The following is a 21,194-nucleotide window of genomic DNA, read 5'->3' as shown; positions in this document are numbered from 1 at the left end:
CATCCCCCCCGTCGGTCCCTAGGCCAGGATCTCGGACAGCTCAATGCGGCCGGAGACGTGGAGCTTCGCGAAAATCTTTCCCAGGTGCCACTCGATGGTCCGGGGAGACAGGTTCAGATCCCCGGCTATCTGCGTGGTTGTGGCCAGCGTAACCGCCCGAAGCGCAAGATCTGCCTCGAATTCACTCAGTTTTGCCAGTGTTTCTGCACGGCCACCGGAATGCTGCATACGGCGCATGCTTGCATTTGCCACTTCACGGGCCGCTCGTGCCAGAATTTTCCGCTCACCTGCGGTGCAGTTGGCCATGCGGTGCTCAGCCGCCCGGGCGGCATCCCGGGACAGCAGGTACTGACCGCAGTCAATGAACCCCTTTGCCGCGGCGACCAAACGGGCAGGATCATCGTTGAGCAACCCGGCAGCGAAGTCAGCCATCAGCCCGCTGAACCTTCCGCTCACGTCCTTGGACACCCTAATGACATCAGCGGCGGCGTCCTTGTCACCGGCCCGAACAGCTGCCGACAGGAACAGCAGTGCCGGTGCCGCGTACCCTGCCGCATGGGCGGACGCAGCTTCTCCGCGCAGACGCCCGCAGCGGATTCCGTCGTCGGCATCTTCGGACAGGATCGCGAAATAGCGGAGGAGGAACCCCCGGAAGTAGCCGTAGTATTGCCTGCCGGCGCGAGCCTGCCGAAGCATCTCGGCGGCTTCCGGGCGCTGCTCGCGATGGATATAGGCAGTGAGGGTTCGGGCAAGGGGAAGCATGTCCTGCGGGTCGTGGACGCGGAGCTGCCCGATAGCGCCGGTCAGCGCATCCCGGCTCCCTTTCTCCTGCCCTTGCCAGGCCGCCAGGACGGCCACGGCCAGTTCGCCTGCGCTGCCCTGGTAGGAGGGCCGGACTCCGGCCTCGTCGAAGGCCCGAACGAATTCGGCAGCCCGGTCCAGCTCACCCGAAAGGACATAGGTATCGAATATCCGGGTGCAGACTTCCGCGGCGTTTCCGGCATTGAGCGCGTAGTTCTCCGGCTGCCCCAGCTGGTCCAGGATGTGCAGTGCTTCTCCGGTCCGCCCGGCCAGGGCGAGGACATGGGCGGACAACGCCGCGGCCTGCATCCGAGTGGCCTGCCCCAGTTTCCGGTCCCCCGCCAGACTCGTGAGACGGTCCGGGACCGACGCAAGCCGGCCTCCGTCCGCAGCCAGTGCGCTGCGGGCAATGACCAGCGCCGCCTCCAATTCCGGTGAATCCCCCTCTGCCGGGCATGACTCCTCAATTGCGGCAAGGGCCCGCTGGGGATCTCCTGATCCGGGAACACGGGCAAGGAGATAGCTGTAAAGCAGCATCAACGGCACAAAGCTGGAGCGCTGCTCCGATGCCAAGCGGGGCTCCGCGTCGCGGAAAACACGCAGTGCTTTGTCGAGATGCCCCACACTGTGCAGGGCGCGGACCTCTTCAAGAAGCATGTCCTGGCTGGCGGCCTTCGAGGGCACTGACCGGACGAACCGGAGCGCGGCCGCTGCATCCGCACGGTCGTTGGCCGCACGCGCGGCGCGGAGGGCGTCCGCCGGCCGCACCTCCTCACCGCAGGACAGGGCCCAGCCCAGGAAAGCGGCCAGTTCCTCGCCGTCCATGTCCGTGGGGTCAATCCGGACTGCCACGTCCTCCCACAGTTCCCGCCTCCGGCCGGGCGCCATACTCGCCGCTATCACTGAGCCCGGAGTTCCACCGCCGAGCCTCACTGAAGGCGGGTCGCCGCCAACAGAGATAACCTGCTGCTCTTCGAGTGTCTCTACGGCAGCTGCCGGTACCAGTTCCAGGACTCTGGATAAAGACAGGCTGACACACAGGGCCAGGACCTCCACCAGCCGGCGTTCGTGTGCGCCCAGCAGGTCCAGCACGGTGTCGAAAACCTCACTCACCTCGCCGGTGCGGACAAAGGGGGCTGTGCGGACCCATATGGTTTCCCGACGCACCAAGGTTCCGGACCGCACCTGTGCACCTGTCATGAGCCGGATGAGCCGGGGGCTGCCCGCTGTTTCCTGCCACATTGTGGCTGCGGCAAGAGACGATACGGGGCCTCCGAGCAACTCCTGCATCAACAGGCGGGTTTGCCGCTCTGTGAGCAGTTCAAGGTCGACCCGTTCCAGCAGGCCTTCGCTCCACAGGCCCACCAGCTCATGGTTTGCGTCCATCGACTGGGAAGCAGCCGCCAGCACGGCAATCTTTCCCCGCCGAAGCAACTGGGACAGCACCATGATGGAAAAACGATCCAACCGGTCCGCGTTGTCCACCGTGACCAGCACGGGCTTTTCCTGCGCTTCAGACTCAAAGGAGCGGCCGAGTTCCTGCAGCAGCTGAAGCGGATCCTGGTCCGCGCCTTCGGGCAGGCTGCTTACGAGGTAGGCCAGGGCTCCGTACGGAGTCTCGGCGGCGATGGCCGTACCGCGGACCGGAATTATGTGGAAGTCAGCCCGCAGACGGTCAGCGACGGCGTTGAGCACCGCAGTTTTCCCGGCACCGGGCTGACCGAGGATGACTGCTCCGGCTCCGCCGGCAGCAAGGGCCGAACACAGATCTTCAACTAGCTCTTTGCGTCCGATTAGCCCGGCGACAAGTGAAACACTTTCCATCAACCAGCCCACGCCCCCCACAACGCCAGCACGGAATCCGGATTCGGGATGCCGCGTCTATCGGTAGCAACTGCTCAGTGGAATGGAGCATACGCGCGTAAGTAGGAAGCGTCTAGATACAAAAGCATGTTTTTTCACGGCGCGCCGGATCAGCGCACCGAGCCAACTTCAGCCTGGCTTAGAAGCATCAGGCTGCACCGGACTGAGGCGGAAAGACGGTACTAATAAGGGCGATAAGAATGCGGTGATAATAAGGGACCGACGCCGGGATGGGGGTGGCCCAGTCTCGGAGGCCTCCCGACGTCGGCCCCGCTTTGGGAGCCCTGAAGGCTGGTTCCATTTTAGGCCCGGTGACCGAACCGAAACAATGGTCCCCCGGCAATCGGGACGCTGGAAAACTACTCCATTCTGCCCCGCTGCTACCTAGCTCTGAGCTCAGGCACCTGTGGCATGAAACTTCTGCTGAGCGGCGGTTAGGCCCTCGGACAGGAGCAGCTCCACGGCGTCGGCGGCGTCGCCGACGAGGAACGGAAGCTCCTTGGCCTCGGTACCGGAAAAATCCTTGAGTACGTAATCCGCGGTGTCCATACGCCCCGGCGGGCGGCCGACGCCTACCCTCACACGAAGATAATCCTTGGTGCCCAGGGCCTTGCTGATATCCCGGAGACCGTTGTGTCCGCCTTCTCCCCCGCCGAGCTTGAGCTTGATGGTGTTGAAGGGGATGTCGATCTCGTCGTGGACGGCCACCACCTGCGCGGGGTCGATGTCGAAGAACCGCGCCAGGGAGGAAACGGGACCGCCGGACAGATTCATGTATGTCAGGGGCTTGGCCAGGACCACGCGCGGACCGCCGATGCCGAGGCGTCCTTCGACAATGGACGCGTGGGACTTATGCGTCTTGAACTTTCCACCCATGCGGGAGGCAAGTTCATCCAGGACCATCTGGCCCACATTGTGCCGGTTACGGCTGTAGCCGGGCCCGGGGTTGCCGAGCCCGGCTACAAGCCAGGTATTGCTGCTCACTACTGGTACTGCTCCTTCAATGAGAACCGGACGGCTCCGTTACGGGGAGCAGGCCCCGGAAGTGGATTACGCTTCGGCGCCGACTTCAGCAGCTGCAACAGCAACCTGCTCGTCGGACGGAGCGCCGAGGTCCTGGACGGTGGGCTCGGAGATGTTGATGATCATGGTCTCCGGATCAAGCAGCAGCTCGACGCCGGCAGGCAGGACGAGGTCGGAGGCGTAGATGTGCTCGCCGGCCTTGCGGCCTTCGATGCTGACCACGATGGTTTCCGGCAGGTCGGTGGCGTCTGCGGTAACCAGGACGGTGTTGGCTTCCTGGTTGTAGACGGAGTCGCCTGCAGCCAGTTCGCCTTCGACGTGGACGTTGACCTCAACCTCGACCTTTTCGCCCTTGCGGACGGTCAGGAGGTCGATGTGCTCGATGATCTGCTTGATCGGGTCGCGCTGGATGTCGCGGGCCAGGGCCAGGTGGGACTCGCCGTCGACGTCGATTTCCAGCAGGGCGTTGGAGGTGCGGACGGCCAGCGTGGTGGCCTTGGCCGGCAGCAGGATGTGCATAACATCGGCGCCGTGGCCGTAGATGACTGCCGGGATCTGGCCGGCGGCGCGGGCCTTGCGGGCTGCACCCTTGCCGAACTCGGTGCGGGCGGTTCCTGCGAGCTTCTGCTCAGACATTGCTACTCCTGTAAGTGGTGTTCCGTGGTTGCCTCAGGCGCCGGTTTCGGAACAGTGCACCGTACGGACCGGATAACGGTCCTTTGTACGATCAGAAGTTGCCAGCCACCGTCGATAACGGAGTTCGTCCGGAATTCTCCGGGCCGCTCCCTCGCCTAGGCATCGGTCTCAATGCTACCAGCACAAGTCCGCCCGCCCGAACGGCGCCGACGCGCAGCCCGGGCGGGCGGTTATACAAGCTGTTAGTGCCTAGGCCTTGCCGTCGAAGAGGCTCGTGACGGATCCGTCTTCGAAGACCTCCTTGATGGCCCGGGCGATCAGCGGGGCAATCGAAAGCACGGTCAGCTGGTCAAAACGCTTGGCAGCCGGAATAGGCAGGGTGTTGGTGACAACCACCTCGCGGGCGCCGGACTCGGCCAGGGTCCGCGCCGCCGGGTCGGAGAACACCGCATGCGTGGCAGCGATGATGACGTCCTTGGCGCCGGCTTCCTTGAGCACTCGGACGGCACCGGCAATGGTGCCGCCGGTGTCGATCATGTCATCGATGAGCACGCAGGTGCGGCCTTGAACCTGTCCCACAACCTGCTTGGAAACGGCCTGGTTCGGGACGGTGAGGTCGCGGCTCTTGTGCACGAAGGCAAGCGGCGCACCGCCCAGGCGCTCGGCCCACTGCTCGGCAACGCGGACGCGGCCGGTGTCCGGAGACACCACCGTGACGTTGGAGACATCCACGCGGGTGCGGATGTAGTCGGCCAGCAGCGGGATGGCCATCAGGTGGTCCACGGGGCCGTCGAAGAAGCCCTGGATCTGGGAGGTGTGCAGGTCCACGCTCATGATGCGGTCTGCGCCGGCAGTCTTGTACAGGTCTGCGATCAGGCGTGCCGAGATGGGTTCGCGGCCGCGGCCCTTCTTGTCCTGCCGGGCGTACGGGTAGAACGGGGACACCACGGTGATGCGCTTGGCAGAGGCCCGCTTCAACGCATCCACGGTAATCAGCTGTTCCATCAGCCAGTTGTTCATTGGTGCCGGATGCGCCTGGATCACGAAGGCATCGGTGCCGCGGACACTCTCACCGGGACGGACGTAGATCTCGCCGTTCGCGAAGTCATAAGACGCCAGCGGCAGCAGGTCGGTGTCAAGACAGCGTGCAATCTCCTCCGCCAGCTCCGGGTGTGCCCGGCCAGTGGCAAGGACAAGCTTCTTTTCACCTTGTGCGGTGATCTCGCTGCTCATTAATGATCGCTTTCTCGCGTGGGGGATTCAGTTTCGGAGGAAGAAGTGTTGGTGGCGGAAGCCGCGGCGGCTGCAGCGGCGGCCGTGCCGGGGCGCTTATCCAGCACCCAGCCGTCGAGGTTGCGCTGAGGCGCCACATTGATCGCCAGGGCACCGGCGGGGACATCCTTGCGGATCACCGTTCCGGCTCCACTGTACGCTCCGTCGCCCACCGTGACGGGTGCCACGTACATGTTGTCGCTGCCCATGCGCACGTGCGAACCGATGGTCGTGTGGTGCTTGTTGACGCCGTCATAGTTCACGAAAACCGAGGCCGCACCGATGTTCGACTGCTCGCCGATGGTGGCATCCCCCACGTAGGAAAGGTGGGGAACCTTGGATCCGGCGCCGATGTCGGCGTTCTTGGTTTCCACGAAGGTGCCGATCTTGCCCTTGGCACCCAGCACTGTTCCGGGGCGCAGGTACGCGAACGGTCCCACGCTGGTTCCGGCACCCAGGACGGCATCACTGCCGTGGGTCCGCACCACCGAAGCGCCCTCGCCCACGGTGACGTTGGTCAGCGTGGTATCCGGTCCGACGACGGCGTCCCGGGCAATCCTGGTGGAACCGTGCAGCTGCGTGCCCGGCAGGACAGTGACGTCTTCAGCGAGGGTCACTGTCGAGTCGATCCACGTGGTGGCCGGATCCACGACGGTGACACCGGCGCGCATCCACCGGTCCAGGTTGCGTCGGTTGTGTTCTGCGTTGAGGGCAGCGAGCTGGACGCGGTCATTTACGCCTTCCACCTGCCAGGTGTCGTCGGTGACTACGGCGCTGATCCGTCCGCCCGCCGCGCGGGCGATGCCCAGGACGTCGGTCAGGTACATCTCGCCCTGCGAGTTGGAGGTGGTCACCGATTCCAGTGCGCTGCGCAGCACCGCGGCGTCGAAGGCATAGATGCCGGAGTTGATCTCGTTTACGGCACGCTGCTCATCGGTGGCGTCCTTGTGCTCCACGATTCCGGTCACGGTGCCGTCTTCTGCCCGCAGAACCCGTCCGTAGCCCGTCGGGTCCGCAAGCCGCGCGGTCAGGACGGTCACGGCGTTGCCGTCCGTTTCGTGTACGGCCACCAGGTTGCGGAGTGTCTGTGCTTCGAGCAGCGGGGTGTCCCCGTAGGTGACTACCACGGTGCCTTCGAGCCGGGCGGCGGCGTCCAGGGCAGAGAGTGCCACCTGGACTGCGCGGCCGGTGCCGGGAACCTCGTCCTGGTCAACGATGACGGCCCCGGGGGCCTGTTCGGCGGCATGGGCGGCGACAAGGTCACGTTCATGGCGCACCACGACGGCCAGGAAGCGGGGGTGCAGCGCGGAGGCTGCGGCAAGTGCATGGCCAAGCATCGAGATGCCGCCCACTTGATGCAGGATTTTCGGGGTCCGGGACTTCATCCGCGTCCCGGCGCCGGCTGCAAGGACAATCACCGCGGACAAAGCGCCGGTGGAGGCCTCGTTGGTTCGGACATCGCTGGTGGTCACGAAAATGGCGCTCCTCGGTGGTACGGCCGGCGTATATCGGCTCCGCGGCAGTCCTCACAGGTCCGCTGCGCAGCGTTCCGCCCATAGGATTCGAACCTATACTCCACGGCTCCAAAGGCCGGGGTGCTGCCATTACACCAGGGCGGATCATGTGCGCGGCTTGCCGCGCACACAAGAGTTTAGTCTGCCACGGGAGCCGATGCGTTCGCGAGTTGAGTCCCCAGGCGCGGCGTTGCCGCCGAACCGGCAGGGGTGCATGGGTAGACTGGTCCGGTGGTAAAGACTTCCGCCGGCGGCACACGCCTGCGTATGACCGGCGTCCAGCGCCGCGCCCAGCTGATCGAGGTGGCACGCGGGCTGTTTGCCCTGCGCGGCCTCGACGGCGCGACCATCGAGGAGATTGCCGCTGCAGCGGGTGTTTCCAAACCGGTGGTCTACGAGCATTTCGGTTCCAAGGAAGGCCTCTACACGGAGGTGGTGGACATTGAGTTCCGCCGCCTGCTCGAAGTGATGACCGAATCGCTTAGCGCCGACGCCGGTCCCCGGGTGCTGCTCGAACGGGCCGCCTACGCCTTGCTGGACTACATCGAGAACCACACCGACGGTTTCCGGATCCTTACCCGGGACGCGCCGCCGTCGCAGCCCGAGGGGACGTTTTCCACCCTGCTGTCCCGGATCACCCGCCACGTGGAACACATCCTGTCCAAGGAATTCGGCAGCCGCGGCCTGAGCGCCGAGGTGGGCGGGATGTACGCGCAGATGCTGGTGGGCATGGTTGCCATGACCGGCCAGTGGTGGCTGGACACCCGTACGCCGGATAAGGCCACCGTGGCGGCGCATCTGGTGAACCTTTCCTGGAACGGCCTGGCCGGCCTGCAGAAGGATCCCCGGCTGTCCCACATGCCCGCCGGCTCTGCCATACCGGAGGCCGGCTACGGCGGTCCGGCCCCGGCGGTCCTTCGGCTTTCGGCTGTCCTGGTGCACGACGACGCCGGCCGGATCCTCCTGGTGCGCAAGCGCGGCACCTCGCGCTTTATGCAGCCCGGCGGAAAGCTCGAGCCCGGGGAGACCTTTGCGGAAGCAGCGGCCCGGGAGGTGGGCGAGGAACTCGGACTTGCCGTAGCAGCCGGCGATCTCGAGGATCTGGGCCGCTGGTACGGTCCGGCGGCGAATGAGGAAAACACCTTCATTGACGCCGGCCTGTTTGCCTGGACCCTTCCCGCGGACGGCCCGCAGCCCGCCGCCGCGGCGGAGATCGAGGAACTGCTCTGGACGGCACCCGCGGACGCCGCGGAACGCACCGATCTCTCGCCGCTGCTGAGCACGCACATCCTGCCGCGCCTGCTGGGCTAGCTGCCGCTGGAGGGCAGCGGTTCCTACTCGAGGATCTCCGAAGCCTCGAGCCACTCCATTTCCAGTTCCTCCTGCTCGGCCGCAACGGCCTGCAGCTTGGCGTTGAGCTCGCCGATGAGTTCAAAGTCGGCGCCGCCGGCCTTCTGGGTGGCGTCGTTCATCTGGGCGTTGATTTTTTCGGCCTGTGCGGTGAGCTTGCTCAACTGCCGCTCGATCCGGGTGAGGTCCTTCTTGGCCGCCCGCTTTTCAGCTTCGGTCGCACCGGAGCCGGCCAGCGCCGTCGTCGTTCCACCCGGCGTGCCGGCTGAAGCAGCCGCGGAAGAGCCGCCGGGACGCGAGGCCCCGGCCGCAGCGGCGCGGGCCGCCTGGGACGATCCGCGGGCAGCGGTGGAGGCAGACGAGTTGGCGGCCAGGGCTTCGCCGCGCAGCTGCAGGTACTGGTCCACACCGCCGGGCAGGCCGCGCAGCTTCCCGTCGCCGAGGAGTGCCATCTGGTGGTCGGTGACCCGTTCCAGGAGGTAGCGGTCGTGGGAGACCACCACGAGCGTGCCGGGCCAGCCGTCCAGCACATCCTCGACGGCAGCCAGCGTGTCGGTGTCCAGGTCATTGGTCGGTTCGTCGAGCATCAGCACATTCGGCTCCCCCACCAGCAGGCGCAGCAGCTGCAGCCGGCGCCGTTCACCGCCGGAAAGCTCACGGACAGGGGTCCACTGCCGCTGGGCGCTGAAGCCAAGCTGCTCCACGAGCTGGCCGGCGGACAGCTCGCGGCCGCCCACGTTGAAGACCCGCTTCTCGTTTTCAATGACCTCGATGACCCGCTGGTCCGCGACCTCATCCAGTTCCTTCACTTCCTGCGACAGCACGGCGGTCTGCACGGTCTTGCCGCGCTTGAGCCGGCCGGACGTAGGCTCAATGTCACCGTTCAGCAGGCGGAGCAGGGTGGTCTTGCCTGCGCCGTTGACGCCCACCAGGCCCAGCCGCTCCCCCGGCGCGAGGCGCAGGGTGATGTTGCGGAACAGGTCGGTGTCGCCGAGCGTCAGGGAGACGTTCTCCAGGTCCAGGACGTCCTTGCCCAGGCGCGCGGTGGCCATCTTGTTCAGGGACAGTGTGTCGCGGGGTTCGGGGACGTCCGCAATCAGGTTGTTTGCGGCCTCGATGCGGAACTTGGGCTTGGCAGTGCGGGCCGGGGCGCCGCGGCGCAGCCAGGCCAGTTCCTTCTTGACCAGCTGCTGGCGCTTGCCTTCCACCACTGATGCCATCCGGTCACGCTCGGCGCGGGCCAGCACGTAGGCGGCGTATCCGCCGTCGAACGGATCCACCATCGCGTCATGGACCTCCCAGGTCCGGGTGCAGATTTCGTCCAGGAACCAGCGGTCGTGGGTGACCACCAGCAGGCCGCCGTCGGAAGGGCGCCAGCGCTGCTTCAGGTGCCGGGCCAGCCAGGCCACGCCTTCGACGTCGAGGTGGTTGGTGGGCTCGTCCAGCATGATGACGTCGTCGTCGCCGGTGAGCAGCTTGGCCAGCGCCACGCGGCGCTTCTGCCCGCCGGACAGCGAAGAGACCTGCGCGTTCCAGTCCACTTCCTGCACCAGGCCGCTCATCACGTCCCGGATCCGTGCGTTGGACGCCCATTCGTAGTCCGCCGCGTCGCCGACGATGGCCTGGCCGACGGTCAGGTCCCCGTCCAAGACGTCCGTCTGGTCCAGATAGCCCACGGTGACATCCCGACGGCGGGTCACGCGGCCGTCGTCGGGCCTCTGCCGTTCGGCCAGCAGGCTCATCAGGGTCGACTTGCCGTCGCCGTTGCGGCCGACCATGCCGATCCGGTCGCCTTCCTCGAGGCCGAGCGAAACGCCGTCGAGGATGGTGCGCGTGCCAAAGGAAATGCTGAGGTTTTCAGCACCAAGCAGGTGTGCCAATCGGTACTACTTTCTGTACGTCTGATGTGCGGTGGTGTCGGCAGCCGTGACGGCACCCTCGGCCGGCCCGTAAACGGCCAGGGCCGAGTGGCCTTCGGTGCGCAGTGCGGCGGCCAGGGCGGAGGCAGCAGCTTCATCCGCCGCCAGGAAGGCCAGAGTGGGGCCGGAACCGGAAACCATGCCGGCGAGGGCGCCGAGCCGGGTCCCCGCCTCAAGAACGGTCCGAAGTCCGGGTGCAAGCTCCAAGGCCGCCGGCTGCAGGTCATTGACTAGAACGCCCGCCAGTGCGGAGGTGTTCCCGTCCGCCAGGGCGGCAAGGATCACCGGGTCCACTTCCGTGGGCTCGGCGACGTCGGTCCCGCTGCGGAGGCGGTCGACGGCGGCATAAACCTGCGGGGTGGAAAGCCCGTAGGGTGCCGGAACGAGGACCCAGTGCAGCCGGTGCGGTGCCGGTACCGGGGTGAGCCGGTCCCCCACGCCGAGCCCGGCAGCAGCACCGCCAAGGAGGGCGAACGGCACATCGGCCCCGAGCCCGGCAGCCAGACCGGCCAGTTCAGCCGGCGTCAGTCCCGCGTTCCAGAGCTCATTGCAGGCGAGAAGCGCGGCTGCGGCGTCCGCGGAGCCGCCCCCCATGCCGCCGGCCACCGGCACCCGTTTGGTGATGTGCAGGTGCACGCCTGCCTGCGCCAGGCCGGCCCGGGACGCCACTGCCCGGGCGGCACGGGCAGCCAGGTTGTTCCCGTCCAGAGGTATGCCTTCCTGCGGAAGGCGCCCGTCGGGATCGCTGAGCGTCAGCTGGATCTCATCCGTTTCCAGCGCCGTGGCCGTTACCTCCTCGAAGAGGGACACAGCCAGGTAGACGCTGGCCACACTGTGGTAGCCGTCCGGACGCAGCGGTCCCACCTTCAAGGACACGTTGATCTTGCCGGGGGTCCGGACGGTAACAGAGCGCGGTGCGGCCATGGTTCCCTTTTCCTCAGGCAATGAGCGGCTTCCGCGCCTCGGCGATCCGGGCAAACGCCGTGATGTCCAGGACCTCGCCGCGGGCACTGGGATCCACTCCCGCAGCGCGCAGTGCCTTCTCCGCCTCGGCGGGGCTGCCGGCCCATCCGGCCAGGGCGGCGCGCAGCGTCTTGCGGCGCTGTGCGAAGGCGGCGTCGATAACTGCGAAGACCTCTTCACGGGTGGCACGCGTCTGCGGCGGTTCGTGCCGGACGAACCCGACCAGCCCGGAGGCAATCTTCGGAGCGGGCCAGAACACGTTCATGCCGATCACGCCGGCCTTGCGCATCTGCGCGTACCAGGCGGCTTTCACCGACGGCACCCCGTAGGTCTTGGAACCGGGTTTGGCGGCCATCCGGTCCGCCACTTCGTCCTGGACCATGACCAGGCCGTGCTGCAGGGACGGGAAATGCTCCAGCAGGTGCAGCACCACGGGGACGGCCACGTTGTAGGGCAGGTTGGCTACCAGTGCGGTCGGTTCCTTGGGCAGTTCGGTGATCCGCATGCCGTCGCCGAGCACCACGTGCAGCCGGCCGGCCGCTTCCGGACGCCGCTGCGCAACCGTGGACGGCAGTTTGCCGGCAAGGACGGGATCGATCTCCACGGCCACCACCGACTCGACGGCGTCAAGGAGTCCGAGGGTCAATGAGCCGAGGCCGGGCCCAACCTCCAGCACGGTCTCCTCCGGAGCGAGGTCGGCCGCAGCCACAATCCGGCGGATGGTGTTTCCGTCAATAACGAAGTTCTGGCCGAGGGTCTTGGTGGGGCGGACTCCGAGTTCCTCTGCCAGCGCCCGGATATCCGAGGCACCGAGGAGTGCGGGAACAGGTGTTCGGGGGGCGGGTTCGGATTCTCTCACCCAGTAATACTAGCCGAGCGGGCGCGGCCGCCGGCGCCGCGTGCGGGCCTGCGCGGCCGTCCGGTTCACTCCCCCGGACCGTCTTCCCGCTGCTCGAGTGGTGCGTCTCGGAGGTGGGGAAATCGAGTTCGCCGTTTTGCCCTCCATAAGCGCGGAGTGCTCTGCCGACGGCCGGTTTCGGCCGGTAGCATCGTGCGCATTGCCGGCACCGGTAACAGTGTGCCGCACCCGCGGATCGGCGGTATGAACGATGGGCAAATCATTCGGTGAAAAGCTGCGTTCGGCGCGGCAGGAGCTAAACCTGACGCAGGCTCAGCTGGGAGACGGGACCTTTCGGCCCCGTGAGATCTCGCTTTTGGAAGCCGGGCGGAGAGAACCCGTTCCGGGTGCGGTCAGCCTGCTCTCCGACCGCCTGGCCTCGGGCGCCGCCACGGACCGGGCAGGGAAACAAACGGCCTTGTTCCTGGAACTCAGTGCCCGCCAGGCGCTGGATGAGCGCGACTACGGCGCGGCATGCTCACTGGCGGGTGCCGCCGCGGATGCGGCACTGGCGCAGGGGTATCCGCGGTCCTGGTGGGATATGACCTATCTGGCAGCCCGCTGCCTTTGCACCACGCACGCCTACCGGGACTGCATCGGAAAGGCGTCCCTGCTGGCCCGCCATTCCCTGGCTGCGGAGTACCCCTACCTCAAGGCACAGGCGGAAACGCTGCTCGCCACCGCCTACCAGGGCACCGGGGAACTAGGTTCCGCCGTGGCACATGCCCGCAGGGCCGTAGAACGGGTGCAGGAATCCAGGCTCGGCGCAGGGGCTTTCCTTGAAGCGTGCGGGACGCTGGTAACCACGCTGGCCGAGGCGGGCGGACTGAACGAGGCCTGGGCATACTGCCGCACCCTGGTGCTGCCGTTGCTGGAGACGGGGGTTGGCCGGCAAATCGAGGGTAAAGCCCGCTGGGCAGTGGGCACCGTGGCCTTTCGCCGCGGGGACATCCACACCGGGCTAATGCACCACCGTCTTGCTGCGGACCTCCTGGAGCCGGGCGTCGACGTCGAGCTGTGGGCCCGCTTCAATAACGCCACCGCTGCCATGCGGCTCGGGGCGGGCATCCACGATAACGAGACGCTGACCTGCATAGAGCACGCCGAAGCGGCAATGTCGGCGGTCGGACTGTACGGTCCCGAACGGCTGGAAGCGGATCACAGCCGGGGCATCTGGCTGGACCTCAACGGCGAACATACGAGGGCCGTCTGGATGCTCTCCGGCGTGTACGCCCACCGGAGCGAGCTCTCTCCTCAGGACTCGGGCGAGCTGGCCCTTCACCTCGGCCTGGCCTTGGCACGAACCGGCCTGCCCGACGCCGGATCCACCTATCTGGCGGATAGCGAACAGCGCTTCCGCTCGGCCGGAGCCAAGGACCGCGCAGCACACGCGGCTGCCCTGGCCCACGAGATGGCAGCCGGGTGAGGCAGGGCGGCCGGGGTTGAGCAGGCCTGGGTTAGAGCAGGCCGAGCTTCGAGGCGCAGGACGGCCAGTGGCCCCATCCGCCGTTGGCCCGCAGCTTCTCGGCTACCGCGATCTGCTGCTCCGGGGTGGCTTCGCTGGCAACGGGAGCATAGGCGCCGCCGCCGGCACCCAGCCAGCTGCTGGAGCTGAACTGCAGGCCGCCGTAATAGCCGTTGCCGTTGTTGATGTGCCAGTTGCCGCCGGATTCACACTGCGCCAGGGCAGCCCAGGTTCCGGAGGCGGGTGCCTCACCGCCGCCGCCGCCACCCGAACCGGTTGCGGGCTTGGCTTCCGGGCGCTTCTTGGTGCCCTTGGCCACGGCTTCGGCTACGGGTTCCTTGGTGACGCTTTCCTTCACGAGCGTACGGCCGACTTCCTTGCCGTCTACGCGGGTGACCGAGAAGACCCGGGAGCGTTCCCCGTCCACTCCGGCAGTGGTGACCTTCTTCTCGCCTTCCAACAGGTCCGCATTGGGAACCTCGGTGCTGGTAAACGGCACCGGTTCCGTGACGGTTTCCTCAACGCCGGCGGAAACACGCGTGACCTTCAGGCCCATGCCGTCCACCAGGCCCGCACTGCGCGGAGCCGAGATCTGGTCCGCGGCACCGAGCTGCACCCCTGATTCCTTCAGCAGGTCCCGCACGGTTGCCGCTGTGGAGCTGCGTTCGTGGGTTTTCCCGTCCACGGTGACGAACACCGTCTTGGGAGTGGAGATCGAAATCCTGCCGTCCAGCCCGTCGAGAGAGGTATCCATCGGGGCGGAGACGGCGGAGTTGGTGGCCACCCGCAGCTCCGAGACCAGGTCCTCGACGGTCTCGCCGGTGGTGTGGACCGTGGTTCCCTTTCCATCCAGCACGACGTCCACCGCGAGGGCCCGCTGGACTTCGATGGCGGCGCCGTCCTCCAGGGTTGCCGACGGCTCCGGCGTCACCCGATCAGCGGAGGTTACGGCCACATCGGCCTGTTCCAGTACCTCGGCAACGGTGCCGTCGAAGGTCTGCACCTCCTGGCTCTGACCGTCGACGGTCAGCACCACCGACTTGCTGGCACCGACAAAGGCAACCATGCCGAGCAGGAGGCACACCATAACGGTTGCCTGGCCAACGAGCTTTATCCCACGCCTTGCGAGTGAACTTGCCACGAAATTCCAAACTGTCACAGAATCCGGGCACGGGGACTTTAAGCGCCGTGCGCATTCCGTTACCTGCCGGACGGCAGGGTAACGGAACGCGGCCAGGCACAGGCTTGGCGAACAAAACCATGACAGTGGCAGCGAACTGCCGCGGACACGGCTCCACAGGTCCGTGCCGCCGCTCGGCGGCATGGGCCCGCAAATTGTTGCAGTGTTTATGCAGTGTCAATGCAGTGATAGTCCGGATGCCTTCCCCGACCCCGGCTAATTGCTCCCTACCGTAACCGAACCGTGATGTGAGGGCAAACACGGGTTCCGCAGGTAGCGTGGCGGCCCGCGGCGCGGCACCGGCTTCAGCGGGTAATACCTGCCGCCTACTGCTCGGCCCAGGAGCCGTAGGCCCGGACGGTGTTCGAGGCCAGCCCTGCTCCCAGCTCGGAAAGGTCGACGCCCATGCGGTCGGCCATGGACCGCACCGTATAGGGGACCATATAGCTGGCGTTGGGACGCCCGCGGTGCGGGTGGGGGGTCAGGAACGGAGCATCCGTTTCAACCAGCAGCAGGTTCCGGTCCGCGATCGAGAGGGCCTCGTGGAGACCGTGCGAATTCTTGAAGGTTACGGTGCCGGAGAATGACATGTACCAGCCGTTCTCGTTGCAGGTACGGGCCAACTCGCGGTCCCCCGAGAAACAGTGGAAAACCACCGTATCGGGGGCTCCCTCCTCTTTCAGGAGGCGGACGACGTCCTCATGGGCATCGCGGTCATGGATCTGGAGCGCCAGCCCGAGTCGCTTGGCGATGTCGATGTGCCGGCGGAACGAATAGTGCTGCCGTTCCCGGCCGTCTTCCCCGGTCCGGAAGTAATCGAGCCCGGTTTCGCCGATCGCCCGGATGCGGGGATGCGCTGCGAGCGCCTCGATCTCGGCGAGCGCAGGCTCCAGCGTGCCCTCCGAGGCGAGGACGGGGGCGTCGTTCGGATGAATGGCCACCGCGCCAAGCAGTCGCGGATCTGCGTCGACGGCGGAAGCAGTGAAGCGGGAAGACTCCAGATCGGTGCCTACCTGGACGGCGCCTTGGACGCCTGCCGCCTCCGCCGCATCAAGGGCAGCGGCGAGGGCAACCGTAAAGTCGCCGGCAATATCACCGGCGGGAAAGTCGAAATGCGTGTGGTTATCCATTACGGGCACGGGCAGCGGCTCAGGTGCCGGCGGATAGCCTTTGCCCTTGTGTCGGACGGTTGCGGCGCCTTCGGCGGAAGGGAGGTAGGCCGCCGGTGTGCTGCCGGGGAAATATCCGCTTCGATTAATCATGTTCTTAAGCCTAGGTGAGCTAGTAGCCTGAACAGACAAAATGCCGTTGGAGCTCCCGCCGGTCGACTACGGATAGCGGGGCTGACTCCGCCTGCCGTGTTCCCGTAGGCGAGGTCCGCATGCTGCAGCGGCAACCGCCGAGTATGGAAGGTGTCCATGGACGCTCCGATCCCCTCTGCCGCCGCAGCGTCCGTTACCGGCTTTCCTTCCCGGCCGTCAGCCGCCCTTCAACCCTCTCCAGCCATGGCCGACGCCGAGTCCTTCTCCGCTGCGGCGGAAGGGATCCTGGCCGCCGTGAATACGGTGATTGACGGCAAGGAGGACGCGGCCCGGCTGGTGCTGACGGTCCTGCTTGCCGAGGGGCATGTGCTGCTCGAAGACGTTCCCGGGGTCGGTAAGACGATGCTCGCAAAGACACTGGCCCGGACCATAGACTGCACGGTCAGCCGCATCCAGTTCACCCCGGATCTGCTTCCGTCGGATGTCACCGGGGTGTCCATCTATAACCAGGACAGCCACCGCTTCGAATTCCGCCAGGGTCCGGTGTTCGCCAACCTGGTGATCGCCGATGAAATCAACCGGGCTTCCGCAAAGACCCAGTCTGCTCTGCTGGAGTGCATGGAGGAACACCAGGTGACCGTCGACGGCGGCACTCACCGGCTCTCGGCACCCTTCATGGTGGTTGCCACGCAGAATCCCATCGAGATGGAGGGAACCTATCCCCTGCCGGAGGCCCAGCGGGACAGGTTCATGGCCCGGCTTTCCCTGGGCTACCCGGATGCGCGTTCCGAAGTGGAAATGCTTGAAAACCATCAGTCCGGCTCACCGCTGGATAGCGTTACCCCGGTGGTGGGAATACGGGAGGCCTCGGCCATGATCGCCAGGGTCCGCGACATCTACGTTTCCGACGCCGTCAAGGAGTACACGGTTTCCCTGGGTCGGGCCACCCGCGAACACCCGGATCTCCGGCTGGGTGCCAGCCCCCGTGCCCTCCTGCAGCTGCTCCGTGCGGCCAAGGCCTACGCAGCGCTCGAAGGCCGGGATTTCGTGCTGCCCGACGACGTGACGAGGCTGGCGGACCCCGTCCTCGCCCACCGGCTCCTGTTGCAGCGCAAGGCAGCCGGAGCCGGGCTCAGCGCCACGAGCGTTATTGCTTCCGTGATTGCGGCCGTGCCGGTTCCCCGGTCCGCCGGTACACCGCAGCGACTGCACCGTTAGCTGCCCCTGACGGTTTCCCCCGGGCCGGCTTCCGCCGCACCGAGTCCGCACCGCCGAGCGAAAGGCTCCCATGGACACCTCATCCGTTACGAGGTTTTTCACCCCGCGCGGCTGGGGCCTGGTGTGCGCCGGGGCGGCGGCGCTCCTTGGCGCATTTAGCCTGGGCCGCCGGGACCTGCTGGCACTCGCGGTCCTGCTGATCGGGTTGCCGGTCCTGGCCGCGGCGTTGCTGCGCCTGTTCAAACCGGGCTTTGAGGTCGAGCGGACCTTCTCTCCCCCGCTGGTGGAAACGGGAACGGCCGCCACGGTATCGCTGCGTGTGTTCAGCCGGGGAACGCCGGCGTCGGGAGCACTCATGCGCGAGGGGCTGCCGTTCCGCTTCGGACCCAGCCCGGTGTTCCGGTTTCCGTCCGGTTACAGGGCGGAGAACGGTTCCAGCACCTATGAGTACCGCCTGCGGTCCAGCCGCCGCGGCCTCTACGGCATCGGCCCCGTAACCGCGGAGTTCGTGGATCCCCTGGGCCTGGCACGGACGGTGCACACGCTGGGCGGAACCGACCGGCTGGCAGTGGCGCCGGCCCCGCTTGAGTTTCCGCCGTCGTCGTTGTTCGGCGCCCTGGGCACCGACGGCAGCGCACCCAGCCGGCGCCGCGGAACGCCCAGCGAAGATGACGCTTCCACCCGCGAGTACCGCCACGGCGACCCTATGCGCCGCGTGCATTGGCCGGCCACGGCCAGGCACGGGGAGTTGATGGTCCGGCAGGAGGAACCGGTGACGGCTCCAACCGCTTCCATCGTGCTGGACCAGCGCCTGGCCTCCTACGATGACGGATCGCCGCTGAATCCCGAAAACGGTGAGCTACTGACCTCGGAAACATTCGAATGGGCCGTTTCGGCGGTTGTTTCGTGTGCCGTTTTCTTCTCCGAGTCCGGCTACGGCGTGCGCTTTACCGATGAACTCTCCCGGCCCGGGCTGGCCCGTTCCCCTTCTGCCGTAGACGCCGGCGAGACCGGCTTCCGCGGGTCCGACGGGGTACAGAACCTCGCCGAAGGTTTGGCCGCCCTGGGCCTGGAATCTCCGCCGCCCGCGCAGGCCGGGAATCTCAGGGGCGCCGATGCTGCCGCCCCCTTTGCCGCGCTCGATGGTTCCGGCCAAGCGCCCGGCCCCCTGCTCGTTGTTGCCGGCCGGATCGACGCTGCTCAGGCACATACGCTGGCTCCGGCTGCCCGGTATGCCCGCCAGCCGCTGGTTCTGCTGGTCACCGACCGGCCGGCCGCACTGCGTCCCGTACTGAAAATCCTCCGGGAGGCCGGGTGGACTGCCGTGGCCGTAACACCGGCAACTCCGGTACCCGCGGCCTGGTCCCTCCTTGACCATGACCCGCAGGGCGTGCACGCCGCCGGGGGGCGGGTATGAGTGCCCTGCTTAGCCGCCCGGAGGCCGCGCCGGCGTCCGGCCACCAGCAGGGCACGGAACCGGCGCCCGGCGGCGAGCGCCAACCGGCCAACTTGGCGGTAGCCGGGGCAGGAGCGTTGGCGGTCCTGCTTTGTTCGCTCAGCGTGCACGGGGTCATCGAAGGCTGGTCCTGGCTGCCGCCGCTCTTCTTCGCCGTCCTCGTCCCGTTGGCGGCCACCGCAGGCGCGCGGCGGCTGAAGGTGCCGCAGCCTCTGGTTCCGGTGGCAGGAATGGCTGTCCTGGCGTGCACCCTGACGTGGCTGTTCGCGTCGTCGGCGTCGTTCCTGGGGTTTCTGCCCGGGCCGGGGACCCTTGCCCGGGCGGATGCGCTGTTGTCCGAGGCGCGGACGGTCGTCCTCACCGAAGTCACCCCCGTGCAGCCATTGCCCGGCATACTGTTCCTGTGCTGTACGGGAATAGGGCTGGTGGCCGTCCTGACGGATACCCTGGCGGCCACGCTGCGAATGCCGGCAACGGCCGGGCTGGGCCTGTTCGCAGTGCTGATGATCCCTGCAGTGCTGAAACCCGAGAGCCTGGGAGCAGGATATTTCTTCCTCGCAGCGGTCGGATACCTGCTGCTGCTTGCGGTCGGTGCACGCAGGGAACAGCACGGATCCCGTACCCCGCGGACCTGGCTGGCACGCGGAACAGCGGTTTCGGCATCTGCCCTGGCGTTGGCACTCCTGCTGCCTCCGGTGTTGCCGGGATTCGACGGCGGCGCCTTCCCGGAGGGCACCAGATTCAATTTCTTTTCCGGCAGCACCGGGCTGAACCCCATAGTCACCTTGGGCAATGACCTGCGCCAGCCCCAGTCCGCAGGCCGGATCACCTATGCAACCTCCTCGGTTGAACCCCTGTATCTCCGCTCCACTACCTTGGAGGACTTTTCCGGAAGCCGCTGGGCTCCCGATGTGCGCGAGGAGGAACGCCGGGAGGGTGTGGCAACCATGTCCGGAGGCACCTACCCGCTGCCGCGGGGAAGCCGGGCGGAGACAGTGGTAACGCGGATCAGCTCGGACACCTATTCCAGTCCTTGGCTGTTGGCCCCCTACTATCCGCTGGGCGTTACCGGTGCCGAGGGAAGCTGGTCCTGGGATCCCAAGACCATGACCGTGCTGGACGGCGATTCCGACGGCGCGGCCCGGCAGGACTACCAGGTGCTGAGTGCCGCAGCCGAGTTCACGCCGGAGCAGCTGGCGGCAATTCCGGAGGCCGACAGCACCAGTCTGGACCCCGTGTTTACGGACCTGCCCGCGGACCTCCCCGAAAACATCCGGGATGCCGCCGCCGACGCAGTCGGGGATGCCGCCACGCCGTATGCCAAGGCCATGGCTATCCAGAGTTATCTGCGCGGGCCGCAGTTCTCCTATTCGCTTCAGGCACCGGTGGAGGGCGGCTACGACGGGAACGGAATTTCCGTCCTGTCCGAGTTCCTTGAACGCAAGGCCGGTTACTGCGTGCATTTCGCCGCGGCCATGGCCGTGATGGCCCGCCAGGAGGGCATCCCCAGCCGGATGGCACTGGGATACGCGCCCGGCGAGGGAACCGGCGAGACCCCGGACGGGACCGGCCCCGACGGAGAACCTCTGCGTGAGTTCGTAGTCGATTCCACGGACGCCCATGCGTGGCCCGAGCTGTACTTCGAAGGTGCCGGCTGGGTCCGTTTCGAGCCCACCCCTTCCCGCGGATCGGTGCCGGCCTACGCCCAGCAGCAGCGGACGCCCGGGAGTGCCCCTCTTCACGACGACGACGATCCCCGGGTCCCTGATGCGCTTGCGACGGCGCCGGCCGTCCCGCAGGAGGAAGCTCCGCTGGCACCGGAAACCGTGCTCGAATCCGATACGGGCACAACGGCGTGGCTGGTTGCCCTGCTGGGAACGCTGGCGGCAGCTGCCGCCGTGCTGATGCCCTGGGCGATGCGGGGGCGCCGTGCGGCCCGAAGACGGAAGGCTGCCGCCGATGACTCCCGTTCGGGGCCCGTCTGGGACGAAATAGCCGATCTGGGGATCGATTACGGGTACCCCGGCCGGACATCCGACACTCCCCGGACGTACGCCCGCCGGCTCGCGGCCGAGGGCGGTTTCTCCCCGCAGGCTGAGGAGGCGCTGACCCGTATCCGTGTCTCGTTCGAGGAAGAAGCCTACGCCGGGGCGGGCCGCGGCGGCCGGCGAGCCGCACCGACGTGGGCGGACCTCGAAACAGTGGAGCAGGAACTGCGGAGCGGCACCAGCCTGTTCGGGCGGCTGCATGCACGGTTCCTCCCGCCGTCGCTGGCTCTGCGGTTTCGGCACGACTGAGCACCCCGGCACGCACCCGCCTGCCCGGGACGCGGCAAAAGAAACCCAGTGATGCCGGTTCGGTTGGCGTCACTGGG

15 protein-coding genes and 1 tRNA gene are annotated in these 21,194 nt (G+C 66.9%); 5 read left to right on the top strand and 11 right to left on the bottom strand.

The window, feature by feature from the left end:
* Window positions 1-18: 18 nt before the first annotated feature.
* From N2K98_RS04700 to N2K98_RS04675, 6 genes are all read right to left on the bottom strand, one after another.
* The gene (locus tag N2K98_RS04700) at window positions 19-2,625 is read right to left on the bottom strand and encodes a helix-turn-helix transcriptional regulator (RefSeq protein ID WP_255866191.1); all 2,607 of its coding nucleotides are present in this window, start codon (window positions 2,623-2,625) and stop codon (window positions 19-21) included.
* Between the two features lie 435 nt (window positions 2,626-3,060).
* Window positions 3,061-3,648: an aminoacyl-tRNA hydrolase gene (gene pth, locus N2K98_RS04695; protein ID WP_255798554.1), complete on the bottom strand. Its 588-nt coding sequence runs from the start codon at window positions 3,646-3,648 to the stop codon at window positions 3,061-3,063.
* Window positions 3,649-3,714: 66 nt separating this feature from the next.
* Entirely contained in the window at window positions 3,715-4,323 is a 609-nt protein-coding gene (locus N2K98_RS04690; RefSeq protein WP_255798553.1) for a 50S ribosomal protein L25/general stress protein Ctc, read from the bottom strand.
* A 249-nt stretch (window positions 4,324-4,572) separates the two neighbouring features.
* Entirely contained in the window at window positions 4,573-5,556 is a 984-nt protein-coding gene (locus N2K98_RS04685) for a ribose-phosphate diphosphokinase (protein ID WP_255798552.1), read from the bottom strand.
* Window positions 5,556-6,980, bottom strand: a complete 1,425-nt coding sequence (gene glmU / locus N2K98_RS04680; RefSeq protein ID WP_407080022.1) for a bifunctional UDP-N-acetylglucosamine diphosphorylase/glucosamine-1-phosphate N-acetyltransferase GlmU — start codon at window positions 6,978-6,980, stop codon at window positions 5,556-5,558. The genes N2K98_RS04685 and glmU overlap by 1 nt, the downstream gene beginning before the upstream one ends.
* Window positions 6,981-7,142: 162 nt before the next feature.
* Window positions 7,143-7,214 (bottom strand) — tRNA-Gln (locus tag N2K98_RS04675).
* A 126-nt stretch (window positions 7,215-7,340) separates the two neighbouring features.
* Here N2K98_RS04675 and N2K98_RS17205 point away from each other — a divergent pair.
* Window positions 7,341-8,420 carry a TetR family transcriptional regulator gene (locus N2K98_RS17205; RefSeq protein ID WP_308219840.1) on the top strand — a complete coding sequence of 360 codons (1,080 nt, stop codon included), beginning with the start codon at window positions 7,341-7,343 and terminating at the stop codon, window positions 8,418-8,420.
* Window positions 8,421-8,443: 23 nt separating this feature from the next.
* Here N2K98_RS17205 and N2K98_RS04660 read toward each other — a convergent pair whose 3' ends face one another.
* Genes N2K98_RS04660 through rsmA form a run of 3 tightly spaced genes read right to left on the bottom strand, consistent with a single transcriptional unit; the run spans window position 8,444 to window position 12,200 of the window.
* Complete coding sequence (locus tag N2K98_RS04660) at window positions 8,444-10,339, bottom strand: ABC-F family ATP-binding cassette domain-containing protein (RefSeq protein ID WP_255866189.1); 1,896 nt, start codon at window positions 10,337-10,339, stop codon at window positions 8,444-8,446.
* Window positions 10,340-10,345: 6 nt separating this feature from the next.
* Complete coding sequence (locus N2K98_RS04655; RefSeq protein ID WP_255866188.1) at window positions 10,346-11,302, bottom strand: 4-(cytidine 5'-diphospho)-2-C-methyl-D-erythritol kinase; 957 nt, start codon at window positions 11,300-11,302, stop codon at window positions 10,346-10,348.
* Between the two features lie 13 nt (window positions 11,303-11,315).
* Window positions 11,316-12,200, bottom strand: a complete 885-nt coding sequence (gene rsmA / locus N2K98_RS04650; RefSeq protein WP_255798548.1) for a 16S rRNA (adenine(1518)-N(6)/adenine(1519)-N(6))-dimethyltransferase RsmA — start codon at window positions 12,198-12,200, stop codon at window positions 11,316-11,318.
* 250 nt (window positions 12,201-12,450) lie between these two features.
* Between rsmA and N2K98_RS04645 the strand changes: the two genes are divergently transcribed.
* The gene (locus N2K98_RS04645; RefSeq protein WP_255866187.1) at window positions 12,451-13,665 is read left to right on the top strand and encodes a helix-turn-helix transcriptional regulator; all 1,215 of its coding nucleotides are present in this window, start codon (window positions 12,451-12,453) and stop codon (window positions 13,663-13,665) included.
* Window positions 13,666-13,696: 31 nt separating this feature from the next.
* Here N2K98_RS04645 and N2K98_RS04635 read toward each other — a convergent pair whose 3' ends face one another.
* Both N2K98_RS04635 and N2K98_RS04630 read right to left on the bottom strand, forming a co-directional pair.
* Complete coding sequence (locus N2K98_RS04635) at window positions 13,697-14,791, bottom strand: transglycosylase family protein (protein WP_308219839.1); 1,095 nt, start codon at window positions 14,789-14,791, stop codon at window positions 13,697-13,699.
* A 419-nt stretch (window positions 14,792-15,210) separates the two neighbouring features.
* Window positions 15,211-16,146 carry a TatD family hydrolase gene (locus N2K98_RS04630; protein ID WP_255866186.1) on the bottom strand — a complete coding sequence of 312 codons (936 nt, stop codon included), beginning with the start codon at window positions 16,144-16,146 and terminating at the stop codon, window positions 15,211-15,213.
* 156 nt (window positions 16,147-16,302) lie between these two features.
* Here N2K98_RS04630 and N2K98_RS04625 point away from each other — a divergent pair, with 156 nt between their 5' ends.
* The 3 genes from N2K98_RS04625 to N2K98_RS04615 all read left to right on the top strand — a co-directional run bounded on the left by N2K98_RS04625 (window position 16,303) and on the right by N2K98_RS04615 (window position 21,117).
* Window positions 16,303-17,364, top strand: a complete 1,062-nt coding sequence (locus N2K98_RS04625) for an AAA family ATPase (protein ID WP_255798545.1) — start codon at window positions 16,303-16,305, stop codon at window positions 17,362-17,364.
* 70 nt (window positions 17,365-17,434) lie between these two features.
* The gene (locus tag N2K98_RS04620) at window positions 17,435-18,781 is read left to right on the top strand and encodes a DUF58 domain-containing protein (RefSeq protein WP_255866185.1); all 1,347 of its coding nucleotides are present in this window, start codon (window positions 17,435-17,437) and stop codon (window positions 18,779-18,781) included.
* Window positions 18,778-21,117: a transglutaminase family protein gene (locus N2K98_RS04615; RefSeq protein ID WP_255866184.1), complete on the top strand. Its 2,340-nt coding sequence runs from the start codon at window positions 18,778-18,780 to the stop codon at window positions 21,115-21,117. The genes N2K98_RS04620 and N2K98_RS04615 overlap by 4 nt, the downstream gene beginning before the upstream one ends.
* The last annotated feature ends 77 nt before the right edge of the window (window positions 21,118-21,194 follow it).

Source organism: Arthrobacter jinronghuae (genome assembly GCF_025244825.1).
In the GTDB taxonomy this organism is placed as follows: domain Bacteria; phylum Actinomycetota; class Actinomycetes; order Actinomycetales; family Micrococcaceae; genus Arthrobacter_B; species Arthrobacter_B jinronghuae.
Note: the sequence above shows the minus strand (reverse complement) of the source record. Positions and strands in the feature narration are given on the sequence as shown.

Excerpts from the sequence above, each read along its gene's own strand:
- N2K98_RS04700 (WP_255866191.1), bottom strand. The coding sequence starts at position 2,625 with ATGGAAAGTGTTTCACTTGTCGCCGGGCTAATCGGACGCAAAGAGCTA.
- N2K98_RS04690 (WP_255798553.1), bottom strand. The coding sequence starts at position 4,323 with ATGTCTGAGCAGAAGCTCGCAGGAACCGCCCGCACCGAGTTCGGCAAG.
- N2K98_RS04685 (WP_255798552.1), bottom strand. The coding sequence starts at position 5,556 with ATGAGCAGCGAGATCACCGCACAAGGTGAAAAGAAGCTTGTCCTTGCC.
- glmU (WP_407080022.1), bottom strand. The coding sequence starts at position 6,980 with ATGAAGTCCCGGACCCCGAAAATCCTGCATCAAGTGGGCGGCATCTCG.
- N2K98_RS04655 (WP_255866188.1), bottom strand. The coding sequence starts at position 11,302 with ATGGCCGCACCGCGCTCTGTTACCGTCCGGACCCCCGGCAAGATCAAC.
- N2K98_RS04645 (WP_255866187.1), top strand. The coding sequence starts at position 12,451 with ATGGGCAAATCATTCGGTGAAAAGCTGCGTTCGGCGCGGCAGGAGCTA.
- N2K98_RS04635 (WP_308219839.1), bottom strand. The coding sequence starts at position 14,791 with ATGGTGTGCCTCCTGCTCGGCATGGTTGCCTTTGTCGGTGCCAGCAAG.
- N2K98_RS04630 (WP_255866186.1), bottom strand. The coding sequence starts at position 16,146 with ATGATTAATCGAAGCGGATATTTCCCCGGCAGCACACCGGCGGCCTAC.
- N2K98_RS04625 (WP_255798545.1), top strand. The coding sequence starts at position 16,303 with ATGGACGCTCCGATCCCCTCTGCCGCCGCAGCGTCCGTTACCGGCTTT.
- N2K98_RS04620 (WP_255866185.1), top strand. The coding sequence starts at position 17,435 with ATGGACACCTCATCCGTTACGAGGTTTTTCACCCCGCGCGGCTGGGGC.
- N2K98_RS04615 (WP_255866184.1), top strand. The coding sequence starts at position 18,778 with ATGAGTGCCCTGCTTAGCCGCCCGGAGGCCGCGCCGGCGTCCGGCCAC.